This window comes from Janthinobacterium sp. LS2A (assembly GCF_036543145.1).
Taxonomy (GTDB): domain Bacteria; phylum Pseudomonadota; class Gammaproteobacteria; order Burkholderiales; family Burkholderiaceae_D; genus Janthinobacterium; species Janthinobacterium aestuarii.
Genome location: NZ_JAZHPB010000003.1, coordinates 262,850 through 276,906, shown reverse-complemented (window position 1 = coordinate 276,906; position 14,057 = coordinate 262,850). Strand labels below are relative to the sequence as shown.

The 14,057-nt window shown below is 64.9% G+C and carries 14 protein-coding genes; 5 read left to right on the top strand and 9 right to left on the bottom strand.

Annotated features, from left to right (window positions below; translation table 11 throughout):
* Positions 1-14: 14 nt before the first annotated feature.
* From V3C40_RS11495 to V3C40_RS11460, 8 genes are all read right to left on the bottom strand, one after another.
* Positions 15-1,343, bottom strand: coding sequence for an MFS transporter (locus V3C40_RS11495; protein ID WP_070303685.1), 1,329 nt, complete (start codon positions 1,341-1,343; stop codon positions 15-17).
* A gap of 26 nt (positions 1,344-1,369) precedes the next feature.
* Entirely contained in the window at positions 1,370-2,218 is an 849-nt protein-coding gene (locus V3C40_RS11490) for a carbohydrate ABC transporter permease (protein WP_331777486.1), read from the bottom strand.
* A gap of 12 nt (positions 2,219-2,230) precedes the next feature.
* Complete coding sequence (locus V3C40_RS11485; RefSeq protein WP_319992434.1) at positions 2,231-3,100, bottom strand: carbohydrate ABC transporter permease; 870 nt, start codon at positions 3,098-3,100, stop codon at positions 2,231-2,233.
* A 7-nt stretch (positions 3,101-3,107) separates the two neighbouring features.
* Complete coding sequence (locus tag V3C40_RS11480) at positions 3,108-4,367, bottom strand: ABC transporter substrate-binding protein (protein ID WP_331777485.1); 1,260 nt, start codon at positions 4,365-4,367, stop codon at positions 3,108-3,110.
* 132 nt (positions 4,368-4,499) lie between these two features.
* A complete protein-coding gene (locus V3C40_RS11475; protein WP_034759831.1) occupies positions 4,500-5,513 on the bottom strand; it encodes an SIS domain-containing protein in 1,014 nt (337 codons plus the stop codon).
* Positions 5,503-6,615 (bottom strand): N-acetylglucosamine-6-phosphate deacetylase, encoded by a 1,113-nt coding sequence (nagA, locus tag V3C40_RS11470; protein ID WP_331777484.1) that lies wholly within the window; start codon positions 6,613-6,615, stop codon positions 5,503-5,505. Before nagA ends, V3C40_RS11475 begins: the two co-directional genes overlap by 11 nt.
* Entirely contained in the window at positions 6,612-7,346 is a 735-nt protein-coding gene (locus V3C40_RS11465) for a GntR family transcriptional regulator (protein WP_046685618.1), read from the bottom strand. The genes nagA and V3C40_RS11465 overlap by 4 nt, the downstream gene beginning before the upstream one ends.
* 2 nt (positions 7,347-7,348) lie before the next feature.
* Positions 7,349-8,221, bottom strand: coding sequence for a BadF/BadG/BcrA/BcrD ATPase family protein (locus V3C40_RS11460; protein WP_331777483.1), 873 nt, complete (start codon positions 8,219-8,221; stop codon positions 7,349-7,351).
* A 348-nt stretch (positions 8,222-8,569) separates the two neighbouring features.
* Here V3C40_RS11460 and V3C40_RS11455 point away from each other — a divergent pair, with 348 nt between their 5' ends.
* The gene (locus V3C40_RS11455) at positions 8,570-8,857 is read left to right on the top strand and encodes a hypothetical protein (protein WP_034759823.1); all 288 of its coding nucleotides are present in this window, start codon (positions 8,570-8,572) and stop codon (positions 8,855-8,857) included.
* 51 nt (positions 8,858-8,908) lie between these two features.
* On the opposite strand, the gene V3C40_RS11450 is transcribed toward V3C40_RS11455, so the two are convergent.
* Positions 8,909-9,187 carry a hypothetical protein gene (locus V3C40_RS11450; RefSeq protein WP_139143410.1) on the bottom strand — a complete coding sequence of 93 codons (279 nt, stop codon included), beginning with the start codon at positions 9,185-9,187 and terminating at the stop codon, positions 8,909-8,911.
* A gap of 418 nt (positions 9,188-9,605) precedes the next feature.
* Here V3C40_RS11450 and V3C40_RS11445 point away from each other — a divergent pair, with 418 nt between their 5' ends.
* The 4 genes from V3C40_RS11445 (at position 9,606) to V3C40_RS11430 (ending at position 14,056) form a co-directional block, all read left to right on the top strand.
* Positions 9,606-10,130, top strand: coding sequence for a hypothetical protein (locus V3C40_RS11445; RefSeq protein WP_331777482.1), 525 nt, complete (start codon positions 9,606-9,608; stop codon positions 10,128-10,130).
* A gap of 51 nt (positions 10,131-10,181) precedes the next feature.
* Complete coding sequence (locus V3C40_RS11440) at positions 10,182-11,816, top strand: ExeA family protein (protein WP_331777481.1); 1,635 nt, start codon at positions 10,182-10,184, stop codon at positions 11,814-11,816.
* Position 11,817: 1 nt separating this feature from the next.
* Positions 11,818-12,492 carry a general secretion pathway protein GspB gene (locus V3C40_RS11435; protein ID WP_331777480.1) on the top strand — a complete coding sequence of 225 codons (675 nt, stop codon included), beginning with the start codon at positions 11,818-11,820 and terminating at the stop codon, positions 12,490-12,492.
* A gap of 100 nt (positions 12,493-12,592) precedes the next feature.
* Positions 12,593-14,056, top strand: a complete 1,464-nt coding sequence (locus V3C40_RS11430; RefSeq protein WP_331777479.1) for an alkaline phosphatase family protein — start codon at positions 12,593-12,595, stop codon at positions 14,054-14,056.
* Position 14,057: the final 1 nt, after the last annotated feature.

Below are 14,057 nucleotides of genomic sequence, written 5' to 3'. Positions count from 1 at the left end.
GAAGTGCTTCTATCCTAGCTTGCGCTGGCCGGCGCGGACGTGGCGCCGGCGTCAGATGGGTCGGAGGTATCCTTCGGGCCGATGCGCATGAAGCGCGACAGGATCAATACGGGCACGGCCGACACCAGCACCCAAAGGAAGAAAGTCTTGTAGCCGAGCGCCGTCTGGATGTCGCCACTGATCATCTTGAACAGCACGGAACCCAGCTGCATCACGCCGGTGGCGAACGCATAGTGGGCCGTCTGGTACTTGCCGACCGAGACGACCTGCATCATGAACAGGATCAGGCCGACGAAGCCGAAGCCATAGCCGAACATCTCCACGCTGAGCGCGGCCGTGATCAGGGTCAGGTCGGTCGGCATGCTGTGGCTCAGGTAATAGAACACCAGGTTCGGTAAGTTCATGGCCAGGATCAGGAAGAACATGGCGCGCTTGAGGCCCAGCCACGACGTGAAGTAGCCGCCGCCGATGCTGCCCAGCAGGAAAGCGACGGTGCCGGCCGTGCCGTACACGGCGCCCACTTCCGTCGTCGACAGGCCCAGCCCTCCAAGCTCGCGCGCTTCGCGCAAGAACAGCGGGCCGATGGTCTGCACTTGCGCCTCGCCCGCGCGGAACAGGATGATGAAGGCGATCATGCCCCAGATGCCGGGCTTTTTCAGGAAGTCCACCAGCACGTCCCACAAGGTGCGGCTGATGCCCGCCACGCTCTTGTCGGCCACGGCCGCGTTGCGCACCTGCGGCAGCGCCCACAGGTGGTAGGCGGCCAGCGACAGCATCATCGCGCCGATGATCAGGAAGATCACCGACCAGGCGGGCTTGACGCCGATTTTCTTCTCCAGGTAGCCGGCCAGGATCACCAGGCCGCCCAGCGAGATGAATTTGCCGGCATTGAAAAAGGCGCCTTGCCAGCCCGCGTAGGCGGCCTGCTGCTTGTCCGACAGGCTGGCGATATACAGGCCATCGCAGACGATGTCGTGCGTGGACGAGGCCAGCGCGGCAACGAACAGCACGGCGATGCAGGCGGCGAACCACAGCGGCGTTTGCAGGGCCAGCGCGATCAGGCCCAGGCTCAGGCCGCCAAGGAACTGGAACAGCACCACCATGGTCTTCTTGCTCGACGTCAGCTCCAGGAAGGGGCTCCACAGCGACTTGAAGACCCAGGCAAAGCCGATCAGGCCCGTCCAGCGGGCGATCTGGTCGTTCGGCACGCCCATGCTCTTGAACATCAGGCCGGCCACCAGGGCCACGGCGTAGAACGGCAAGCCCTGGGCGAAGTACAAGGTGGGCACCCAGGTGATCGGGCTGCGTGCTTTTTTACTGATGCTGATGCGCTTGTCGTGCATGGAGGCTTCCTTATCGAGAGACGTTTTCATTTGACTGCGCCGTCCATGCCGCGCATGAAGAAGCGTTGGGTAAACAGGAAGGCGAGCAGCGTCGGCACGATGGTGATCAGAGTGCCGGCCGCGATCACGCGCGTGCTGCTGCCGAAGGTGCCGCGCAAGTACAGCACGCCCACCGACAGGGGAAATTCATCGGGCTTGCTCATGACGATGGATGGCCAGATGTATTCATTCCACGATTCGACGGCTGTCAGGATGCCGACGGTGGCCTGCCATGGCGTGATCAAAGGCAGCATGATGCGGCTGAAGATGACCCACTCGGACGCGCCATCGACACGCGCCGCGTCGATCAGGTCTTGCGGCACTTCCTCGAACGCCTGCTTGAGCAGCAAGATGGCCACGGCCGTCACCACGTTGGGCAGGATCACGCCCGTGTAAGTATCGACCAGGCTCATTTGCGTGATGGTGATGAAGTTGACGAGGAAGTTGACCTCGGACGGCAGCACCAGGGTAGCCAGGATCAGGCCGAACACGAGTTTGCGGCCGCGGAATTTCAGGCGCGCCAGCGGATACGCGGCCAATGAACACAGCAGCAGTTTCCAGAACACGGTGAATACGGCGATCAGCACGGAGTTCTTGAAGAACGACCAGATCGGGATCGCCTTGAACACCTCGATGAAGTTGTCGAAGGACGGCGCCTTCGGCCAGAAGGTGGGCGGGAAGGCGAAGATATTGCCTTCCGTGGAAATGGCCGTCACCAGGGTCCACCAGAACGGGAAGACGCAGACGACGGCGATGGCGCACAGCACGGCATAGTGGCCCGCGTATTGGCCAATGAGCTGCAGGCGCGTTTTCAGGGGACGGGAGCGGTTTGTCATGGTCATTCCCGGTTAGCGGTGCTTCGGTTTCAGATAGCGCAGGCACAGCAGGGCGATGGCTATGCAGAACAGCGAGACGACGAAGCTGGCCGCCAGCGCGCGCGGCAGTTTCAAGTGTTTGAGGCCCTGGTCATACGCGTAGTACAGCGCCGTGAAGGTGGAATTCATCGGCCCGCCCTGGGTCAGCACGTCGACTTCCTGGTACGCCTTCAGGGCCGCCAGCACGGACAGGATAGAGCACAGCATGATGGTGGGGCGCAGCATGGGCACGGTGATCTTCCAGAAGCGCTGCCAGCGGTTGGCGCCATCGAGCATGGCCGCTTCCTGCATGTCCGACGGTATCGATTGCAGGGCCGCCAGATACATCACCATGTACCAGCCCAGGCCGCGCCACAGGGTGACGAACATCACGGCAAACAGGGCCAGGCTGTCGTTCGTCAGCCAGCCCACGGGCGCGTTCACGAGCTTTAACGTCATCATCACGTAGTTGAGCGCGCCCTGTTCATGGAACATGAAGCCCCACATGATGCCGACCACGGAAACGGTGGTCACCACGGGCACGTAGAAGGCGGCGCGGAACAGGCGGATGCCGGGCAGGCGGTTGTTCACTAGCACGGCCAGCACGATGGCGCCCACCTGCACGAAGGGCACCATCAGCAAAAACATCAGCGAATTTTTCAAGCCCGAGACGAACATCTCGTTGTTGAAGATGTAGCGGAAATTGTCCAGGCCGACGAAGCGCGTCTCGCGTATCAGGCTGTAGTCGGTGAAGGCCAGCACGGAGCCGTAGCCGACGGGCCAGAAGGAAAAGGCGGCCAGCAGCAGCAGGGCGGGAGTCAGGAACAGCCAGGCTTGCACGGTGTGGCGGTGGGCGAGTTTCATGGTGTCCTTAGTGGCGCGGCAGGGTGGCCAGCTTGCGGTTCCAGATGGCGACGGCCTGGTCCAATGCCTGCTTCACATCCTGCTTGCCCGTGACCCCGGCTTCGACGGCTTTCACGAGCGAGCGGCGCAACTCGTCGTAGTCGTCGATGCCGGCCACGTACAGGGTGCGCGAGTGGCCCATCGACAGGGCGCCGGCGGCCACCGCTTTTTCAGCCGCGCCCGCGTTTGCTGGCGTGGCGAGGAAGAACGGATCGGCCGCCGCTTTCACCGTGGTGGGAAAGACGCTGGCCTGGCGCGCGAAGGCCAGCTGGTTCTCGTCGTTCGTCAGGAAGCGCGCGAACTTGCCGACCGACGGCAGCTGGCGCGCCGGCACGCCTTTCGGAATGGCGAAGTGCACGAGCCAGCCGCCGTCGGCGATGCCGGTGGGGCCCAGCGGCGCGGGCGCCACGTCGGTGATGGCGTAGATGTCTTTCGCGTCGCCGCGGATGCGCTGCATGGCAGTCGGCGGCGCCAGCAGCATGCCCAGGCGCCCGCCCTTGTAGGCGTCGATCACGGCCGGGAAATTGTCTTCGGCGAACAGGCTTTCTTTCAACAAGCCACCGACCTTGTAGGTGTCGGCCAGTTTCTGCACCAGCGCCACGTGCTGCGGCGAATTGAAGACGGCGCGGTTGTCGGTGATGACGGACAGGCCCTGCTGCATGAACAGGCCGTCGATCTTGGACAGGGCCGGGGCGATGCCGGCCTTGCCCGTGCGTTGCGCGATCTGGCGCGCGTACGCCAGCTGTTCATCGAGGCTGGCGGGGCCGCGCGTGAGGCCCGCCTGCTTGAAGATGGCGGTATTGAAGGCGATCACCGCGACATTGCTGTACATGGGAAAACCATAGGTGCGGCCCTTGAAGCGCAAGTCGTCCAGGGCGCTGGGAATGTAGCTGGCGCGCGCTTCCCCGATCAGGCCATCGACGGGTGTGAGCAAGCCGTCGCGCGCAAATTCGTCGGCCCAGGGCACGTTCAGGCTGACCAGCGCGGGCGGCGTGCCGGCCACGATGCGCGTGACCAGTTTGGTCTGGATGATGTCCCACGGGAAGTCGACCCATTCGATCTTGACGCCGGGATTCTGCGCCTCATAGCGCGCCACCACCGCATTGAAATACGGCGTGAACTTGGGCTTCATGCTGAAGGTCCAGAATTCGATTTTCTCGGCAGCCCATGCCTGCGGCGCGAGCAGGCCCGCGCAGGCAACAACCGCCAACAGTCTCTTGATCGTCATTTTTATCCTGGAGCGTGGCGCTCCAATGTCCATGAGTCCGCGGCGCGGGTACATGCCCTTGCCGTCGCTTATATTCGGGTGCTTCTGACGGCAGCCGCGCCCCGTGCCGGGGGCGCAGCTGCCGGGTAGTGCCTAGTTGGTCTTGGTGACCTTGCTCAAGTGACGCGGCGCGTCCGGGTCCATGCCGCGCGCGGCCGACAGTTTTGCCGCCATCACGTAGAAGGACTGGATGGCGACGATCGGATCGAGGTCCGGCGTGGCGGCCACGGGCAGGGTCAGGTCGCGCTCGGCCACGTCGGCGGGCGCCGCCAGCAAGACCTTGGCGCCGCGGCCGCGCATCTCTGTTGCCAGTTGCAGCAGGCCGGCCTGGGTAGGGCCGCGCGTGGCGAAAATCAGCAGCGGGTAGCCGTCTTCGATCAGGGCCATCGGGCCGTGCTTGATTTCGGCGCCGCTGAACGCTTCCGCCTGCAGGGCCGAGGTTTCCTTGAATTTCAGGGCCGACTCCAGCGCCACGGGGAAGCTGATGCCGCGTCCGACAACCATGATGTTGCGGGCCGGAGCCAGCACGTCGATCGCCGGCGACCAGTCGACGCGGGTCGCTTCAAGCAGCGCCTCGGGCAGCGCTTCCAGGCCGCCCAGCAGCTCGGGATCGTTCTGCCACTGTGCCACCATGCGCGCACCGGCGACCAGGCTGGTAATAAAGCTCTTGGTGGCGGCGACGCTTTGTTCCTTGCCGGCGCGCAGGGGCATGGCCCATTCGGCGGCGTGCGCCAGCGGCGAATCGATGTCGTTGACGAGGGCCACAGTGGTGGCGCCGCCGTCGCGGAAGTAGCGGATCGGTTCGACCACGTCAGGGCTCTGGCCCGATTGCGAGATCGAGATGGCCAAGGTGTCGCGCGTCACCAGCGGCGACTTGTTCAGGGTGACCAGCGACATCGGCAGCGAGGCCACGACACGGCCCAGGCGCGCCATGATCAGGTAGGCGACGTAGTTGCAGGCGTGGTCCGAGCTGCCGCGCGCGATGGTCAGCGCGGTCGAGAACGAGGTGCTCCTCAATTTGCGGCCCAGTTCCGCGTAGCGTTCCGTGTCGCTGGCCAGTTGCAGGGCGACGCATTCGGCGGCGGAAATGGCTTCTTTAAGCATCATTGAGGTCACAGATTTCTCCTTCTATATACACAGCTTTGAGTTTGAGATCGCGATCGAGTACCACCAGATCGGCGTAAGTACCGGGGGCCAGCCGGCCGCGTTCATCCAGGCCCAGGTAATCGGCGGCGTTGGTCGACACGCGCTTGGACGCGTCGGCCAGGTCCAGTCCCAGTCCCACCAGGTTGCGCAGCGCCTGGTCCAGGGTCAGGGTGCTGCCCGCCAGTGTGCCGTCGGGCAGGCGCACGCCGCCCATGCATTTCTGCACGGCGTGGCGGCCCAGCATGTATTCGCCGTCCGGCATGCCGGTGGCGGCGGTCGAATCGGTGACGCAGTACAGGCGCGGGATGGCGCGCAGGGCCACCTTGATGGCGCCCGGATGCACGTGCAGCAGGTCGGGAATCAGTTCCGCGTATTCGGCGTGCGCGAGGGCGGCGCCGACCATGCCCGGCTCGCGGTGGTGCAGGCCGCTCATGGCGTTGAACAGATGCGTGAAGCCCATGGCGCCGTGTTCCAGCGCGGCCACGCCGTCTTCGTACGAACCGAGCGTGTGGCCGATCTGCACGCGCACGCCGGCGTCGGCCAGGGCGCGGACCAGGTCCAGGTGGCCGGCGATTTCCGGCGCCACGGTGATGACGCGCAGCTTGGCCAAGGTTTGCAGGCGTTCGATTTCAGCCAGGGTGGCGGCGCGCGCGAAGTTGGGCTGCGCGCCGAGCTTGCCGGAATTGATGTACGGGCCTTCCAGGTGGGCGCCCAGCACGCGCGCCGTGTTCGGGCGGCGGTGGTTGGCGGCGATGCCGATGGCCGTCAAGGCCATGTCGATGTCTTCCGGCGGCGCCGTCATGGTGGTGGCCAGCAGGCTGGTCGTGCCGTGGCGCGCATGGATGGCCGCGATGGTGTAGACGGCGTCGCCGCCTTCCATGATGTCCTTGCCGGCGCCGCCGTGCACGTGCAGGTCGATAAAGCCGGGCAGAATATAGTCGTCGCTGTTGTTCGACGGGTGAAGGGAATCGCCCGTGATGCTGTCGACGCGCTCGCCGAAGGCGATGGCGCCGTGGATCCAGCCGCCGGGGGTAAGGATATTGCCTTTGATAGTGCTGCTCATCTGCGCGACTCCGCTACGAATTCATAATAATCACTGCGGCAATACGAGTGGGTCAGTTCCACCGCTGCGCCGTTGTCGAGATAACTGACACGGGTGATGTGCAGCATGGCTTCACCCGTCTTGATGTTGGCCAGCTTGGCCTGTTCCGCCGTGGCGTTGACGGCGCGAATATGCTGCAGCGCGCGCATCGGGATGGTGCCGCGCGACTCCAGGTAGCCGTACAGCGAATCGGTCACCTGCTGCGGGTCCGGCATGTACAGCGCGGGAATGGTGGTCGTCTCGATCGCCATCACCACTTCGTCGGCCGTGCGCAGGCGGCGCAAACGCGCCACCGGCATGTGCGGCGACAGTCCCAGCGACAGCAGTTCCAGCGGCGCGGCCGAGCCGATGTCGCGCTGCAGCCAGCGCGAGCCGGCCGTAAAGCCCCGCTGGCGCAATTCTTCCGAAAAGCTCGTCAGGCGCGACAGCGGCTGTTCCAGCTTGGGCGTGATATAGGTGCCCGAGCCGCGCTTGCGCGTCAGCATGCCCCGGTCGCACAGCATGTCGATGGCCTTGCGCGCCGTGACGCGCGAGATTTCCAGGATGTCCGACAACACGCGCTCGGAAGGCAAGGCCTGGTTGGCGCGCCAGTCGCCGCTGGCGATGCCGTCCGACAGCATGTTCGCCAGTTGCATGTAGAGCGGCGTGTCGCTGGCCGGATTGGGTTTGAAGGTGGACAGTTTGGCCAGCATGGTCATTGCTCCTGCAAGTGCTTGCGTATCAGGCGCAGACCGCCTGCGGCCGAGTCGCCCTGTGCCGGCACGACCAGTTGCAACAGTTCTGCCGGCAGGTAGCCCGACAAGGGCGCCGCCAGGCCGCCGCACAGGGCCACGGGCAAGGCGCCGGCCGGGTCGAGCGCCCTGGCGATCAGCGCGATCTGCCGGCCCGCATCGACCAGGATGGTGTGCGCCACGGCATTGCTGGCTGCGTGTTCGAGCACCAGCCGTGCCAGTTGCGCGAAATTGGTCTGGCTGGCTTCGGCCAGCCACACCTGCATGGCGTCGCGCTGGCCGCCGCAGGCATCGATGACGGCCGTGGCGAAGGCGCTGCCGGGCACGCGCCCGTCGACCACTTGCTGCGCGTGGTTGATGGCGCGCATGCCGATCCAGGCGCCGCCCGCTTCGTCGCCGGAAGGGAAGCCCCAGCCGCCCACTTCATGGCGGCTGCCGTCCGCGTGCAGCACTTCGCCCACGCTGCCGGTGCCGATGGCAACGATGGCGCCCGGCTGGCCCGCATGCGCGCCCAGCAGGGTGGTCAGGGCATCCGATTCCAGCGCCACCAAGGCGTAGCCGGGATTGTGTTCGACGAAGCTGGCGGCCCACTGCTTGTTGTGCACGCCGGCCAGGCCCAGGCCGATGGCCATGCGCTGCAATGACGGCTGTTCCAGGCCGGCCGTGCGGAAGGCCACGGTGACGGCATGCGCCACGGAGGTCCAGGCCCGTTCGATGCCGAGTCCCAGGCCGGAGGGGCCGCTTTGTCCCTGTGCCAGCTCCTGGCCGTCGAGGCGCGCCAGGCGTACGCGGGTACCGCTTCCCCCGCCGTCGACGCCGATTATGTATTCGATCATGTTGTGCAGTCCCGCGTTTGGTTGAGTGCGCCTGTCTCGGTTCTTTTATTTGTCGGGCGGCGAAAAAGCTGAAGGCACTATATTGTCGCCCCGAGGGCTTGTCAACAGGTATTTAAGTGGTATTAATAATTGCGTTGCGCGGCGTCGCGCCATGCCCGAGGGATTGATTGCAAGTATTTGTTAATAAAGGATTTTTTGTGGATGCCGAATGGTATTGAAATTGGCCTTGTTTAATGCCAATTTTTTGCAACTGGTCTGTTGTTGGGCGCGCGGTATTGCTTGTATGCATGCTTGGCAAGGGACGCCATGAAGAGTAAAGTCCGCCTTTTACACCTGAGTTGGAAGAGCATGATGAACGACAAGGCAGCAAAGAGCGAGTACTGGGACGACTGGCAGCAAGAGGCGCTGGCCGCTGGCGTGTCGGCGCCGCTGGCCGCGCTGGGCATGGAAATGATGCGCACGCACCGCAAGAACCGCTGGCCGAAGGATTTCCTGGGCCGCGAAAGCGATGGCCCGGTCATGATCGAAATGTGCCTGGAAGATGAAGCGGAAACGGAATTGTTCTTTATCGAGAACCTGTATCCCTACGATGCGGCGCTGATCGAAAAGACGCGCCGCCGTCTGTGCCTGCACTGATCGTGCGCTGACGCGTGACTGGAGCGGCCGCCTTGCGCGGCCGTTTTCACGTCAGGTGCTGAATTTTTCGCTGCTGGTGGTGCTGCTGGCGCGCATGCGCAGGCTCAGCAGCACGATGGTGACCAGCAGCAGCGAATGCGTTCCCGGTTCATGCGACGCGGGGACGCGCAGGCTGGCGTCCGGCGAATGGAAACTGGCCAGGCGCGTGGCCAGGGTGGGGGGTGTCGCCTGGTAGGCGGCCATCTGAACCGGCGGCGTCTCTGCCGCCTGCGTGTTGCCAGCGGCCCAGAGCGTCAAGGCCGCGCCCAGCAAGATCATTGTTCTCATCATATTGTCTGTTTCCGCCGAGGGCTGTAAATCGATTACACATGGTCGTGCCGTATGCCGGCCATGTCCTGTCCCCAGTTTGTATGCTTGTTTCCGTGCTGGTCACGCCGCACCGAAATGATATCTATTTATAAAGTTCGTGTATTAAAACATAATAAAATAAAAATGCAAACGTCTTTTTGCAAATAAGCGCATGCGCTGCCCGTGCTTGCCGGGCGCCGTCTGTCAATTGCATGGGGGAAATGACGTGGCATTTTCATGGGGGAGTGTCATAATGGCCCAGGCATTTCCGCCCAGGCATGGAGTAGATGATGAGCAAGGCACAGGACAGCAAGAAAGAAGCCAAGAAGGAACCGGCCAAGACCATGAAGGAAAAGAAGGAAGCCAAGAAGGTCAAGAAAGAAGAGCGCAAGCGCTGACCATGCGCGTGCGCCGTTCATCGATGCGCCCGTGGCGTGCGCCGGCCCTGCTGGCGGCGTTCGCCCTGCTGGCCTGCGGCGTGCCCGTGTCCGGCGTCCTGGCGCAGCAAAAGCCGCCGCCGTCCACGTTCGGGCAAGTGGTGGGCAATGCCGTGCTGTGCATCGACCAGATCGACAACAAAGCCTTCTATACGTATCTGCTGACGGCCTTCGGCCCCGCCTACAAGCATGAAGGGGGCGCCTACTGGTTCCGCACGGACGCCACCTTGTGGGGCGCGCCGATTACCGACGTGATCGTCAGCGACGATACCAGTCCCCTCGTCTTCATGGGCGTGGTGGCGGACTCGACACCGGAAAAGCTGGAGCCGGCCATCCGCGGCGTCTCGGGCCTGCGCTTCAATAAACTCGACAATTCCGCCTTTCCTGTCCGTGGTTCCGTGCCTGGCAGTAAAATCGTCTACTTCCGCAGCAAGGCGAAAGTCTATTGCGCCAAATACAAGCCGTTGCCGCCCGCCCGCACCCGATGAGGGTATCGGCTTGCCGCTGCGCATTTTGATCGTTTCATCCGCAGGGTCTCCATGTACACGCATTATTTCCAGCTCAAGCAATCGCCGTTTTCGATCGCCCCCGATCCGCGCTACCTGTTCATGAGCGAACGCCACCGCGAAGCGCTGGCGCATTTGCTGTATGGCGTAGGCAGCGGCGGCGGCTTCGTGTTGCTGACGGGAGAAATCGGCGCCGGCAAGACCACCGTGTGCCGCTGCTTCATGGAGCAGATTCCGGAAAACTGCCAGCTCGCGTATATCTTCAATCCGAAACTGTCCGTCGAGGAATTGCTGCTGTCGATCTGCGAGGAATTCCGCATCGCCCTGGCGCCCGACGTGGCCAGCGTGAAAGGCTATGTCGACGCCATCAATGCGCACTTGCTGGCCAGCCATGCGCAGGGCAAGAACAATGTGCTGATCATCGATGAAGCGCAAAACCTGTCCGCCGCCGTGCTGGAACAGTTGCGTTTGCTGACGAACCTGGAGACGAGCGAGCGCAAGTTGCTGCAGATCATCCTCATCGGCCAGCCGGAATTGCGCGCCATGCTGGCCCGGCCGGAACTCGAGCAGCTGGCGCAGCGCGTGATCGCCCGCTACCACCTCGGTTCGCTGACGGCGGACGAGACGGCAAGCTACATCCGCCACCGGCTGGCCGTGGCCGGCAGCACGGCGCAGACACCGTTCGCGCCACGGCTGATGGCGCACATCCATGGCTTGAGCAAGGGAGTGCCGCGCCGCATCAACCTGCTGTGCGACCGCGCGCTGCTGGGTGCTTACGTGGAAAACCAGCCGCAAGTGACGCGCCAGATATTGCGCCGTGCCGCTGAAGAAGTGTTTGCGGAAGAGGGCAAGCCGGCTGCCGGACGGGGCCTGCGCTGGCCGCACGTGGCGGGCGGCGTGCTGGCCGGCGCCGTCGTCACGGCCGCGCTGGTCTGGCATTTCATGCCGCGTCCGCCCGCCGTGCCTGCTGCGCCTGCCGTGGCCGCCGTTGTGCCGGCCGCCTCCGCCGTGGCGGCTGCCGCCGCATCCACGCCCGCGCCCGCCAAGGTGCCGGACCGCAACGCCGTGCTGCGCCAGCTGGCCGCCCTGTGGGGCGAGCAGTTGCCGGCCGGCGACGCTTGCCAGGCGGGCGCGCGCGCCGGCCTGCGCTGCCTGCACAGCAGGGGCGGTATCGCCGAGCTGCGCGTGCTGGACCGTCCCGCCATGCTGGCCTTGCGCGATGCGGATGGTACGGAACAGCTGGCGCTGCTCACGCGCGTGCAGGACGGGAGCGCTACCTTGATGCTCGATGGCAAACAACAAAGCCTGCCGCTGGACCAGCTGGCGCAGCGCAGCGATGGCAGTTTCACGACCTTCTGGCGCGCCCCGCGCGGCTGGCGCGACGAAGTGCCGCTGGGCGCGCGCGGTGCCGACGTGGACTGGCTGGCGCAGCGTCTGGCGCAACAGCGGGGTTTGCCAACGCCGGCCGCGAATCTGCCGCTCGATGCCGAGATGCAAGGCCAGCTGCGCGCGTTCCAGCTAAGCCAGAAGCTGCGGGCCGATGGTCTGGCGGGCCCGAAAACGTATATACGCCTGATGCAGCTCGGTGACAACGCGGAGCCGCGCCTGAGCAGCGCAGCTCCTGCCGTGGCAGCGCCCGCTGCGACGGCGATGGTGGCGGGGAAATAAGATGTCCTACATACTTGAAGCACTGAAAAAATCGCAAGCCGAGCGCCAGCTGGGCGAGTTGCCGTCGATCCACGCGCCGCAAGTGCAGTTGCACGATGGCGCAGCATCGGGCGCGGCGAGCCGCGCGCCCGTCTGGCTGACGCTGGGCGGCGTGGCGGTGGCCGTGGCTGCCGCGCTGCTGCTGTGGCAGCCTTGGCAGGCAGCGGCCACGGCGCCTGAGGCCGCGCCTGCCGTGCTGGCCCAGGCCGTGCCCGCGCCGGTGCCGGCAGCAGTCCCGCCCGCAGTCTCTGTGCCTGCACCTGTGGCTGTGCCCGTGCCCGTGCCGCCGGCACCCACCATCGCGCCAGTGCAGCATGCCAGGCCCGTGGCGGAACCGAAGCAAGAGCCGCCAGTCCCCGTTCCGGCGCCGGCCGTGCCCGTACCTGCGCCGGCGGCCGCGGCCGAAGAGACCGTACCCGGCATGCGCGACTTGCCCGAGCCGATACAGCGGCAAATACCCCCCGTCGCCATCGGCGGCTATATCTATTCGAAGAATCCGGCCGACCGCCTGCTGCTGATCGACAAGGCCCTGCGCCACGAAGGCGAGGAACTGGCGCCGGGCCTGGTGCTGGAAAAATTGCAGCCGAAGGCGGCCATCTTCAGTTTCAAGGGCTACCGCTACCGCGTGCCGTATTGAATTGTTGTGCATCAAGGCCGGGTAACAGTAGCTGAACCATACTGGCCTGGCCTGGTCGAACCAGGGTCGCTGCGACCGTGTGCGCGGCCGGGGAGTTCCGATGATTGCTGCCGCAGCGGGTGAGGGTGCTTTTGATGCGCATGGCTTGGGAAACCTGGCGCGCATCGACCATATCGTCGTGCTGATGATGGAGAACCGATCGTTCGATCACATGCTCGGCTACCTGAGCCTGGAAGGCGGGCGTGCCGACATCGACGGCTTGCAGGCCGGCCATGCCAACGTGCATGCGGGCGTGAGCTACCCCGTGCACCATTTGCGGCGCACGGCGTTTGGCCCGCAGCAAGACCCGTCGCATACGGGCATGTCGGTGGCGCAGCAATTGCAGAACAATAATGGCGGCTTTGTCGACGACTATGCGCAAACGCATCCAGGCGACCCCGACATCGATCTGGTGATGGGCTATTACAATGCATCCGACTTGCCCATGTACGATTTCCTGGCGCAGCAGTTCTGCGTCTGCGACCGCTGCTACAGCTCCGTTCCGGGCGCCACCTGGCCCAACCGCCTGTATGCGATCAGCGGCAAGGCTGCCGGCAGCCGCGACAGCAAGCGCGTGCCCCTGTATACGAACAAATCCTTCGTGCGCCACCTCGACCGCGCCCAGGTCAGCTGGAAATTTTATTCCGCCTGGAAGCCCTGGAGCCTGGCGCTGACGGACGACCATTACCGTTCGTCCGAGCTGTACGAACCGTTTGGCTCCAGCGCGCGCCGCTATGGCTTCATCGGCGATGCGCTGGCGGGCGCATTGCCCTCGGTCAGCTGGATCGATCCGCATTTTTTTGAGAGTGACGATCACCCGCCGGGCGATATCCGCGCCGGCCAGGCGCTGGTGGCGCAGGTCTACCAGGCTCTGTCGCGCGGGCCGGCGTGGGCGCGCACCTTGCTCATCCTCAGCTATGACGAGCACGGCGGCTTTTTCGACCATGTGCCGCCTGGCCCCGCCATCGATGATGATCCCGCGTTTCGCCAGTACGGCGTGCGCGTGCCCATGCTGCTGGTGTCGCCGCTGATCGCGCCGGGCAGCGTCAGCCACGAGGTGCTCGACCACACATCGATCATCAAAACCATCTTGCAGCGCTTTTGCCGCAGCGCCGATGGCGCCTTGCCCCAGATGGGCGCGCGCGTGGCGGCTGCCAGCGGCCTGGGCGCCGTGCTGACCCTGGCACAAGCGCGCGCGGCGCCCGCCGTGCCCGCCGTGGTACTGGCGCAGCGCGCCGCATGGGAAGCGGATGTGCGGGCGCAGGATTTCGCCCCGCTGGCACCCGCTTGCCAGCCTGATGGCGAAATGGCCGCCGTACCGTTCCAGTCCGATGCCGAGGCGGGCGCGATCGCCGCCCACCGGCATTTGGCGCGCACGGCCAGGAATGCGCAGGCGGCAAATAATAAAACAGCGGGCAAAACGGCGGGCGCGACAGCGCCGAAGCCGGCGGGCAGGCGCCGGCGGCAGGGCGGCAAGACGGCGCCCGCCGGTGCCGTGAATGGAGGAAAACCTGTGGTCGCTTGAC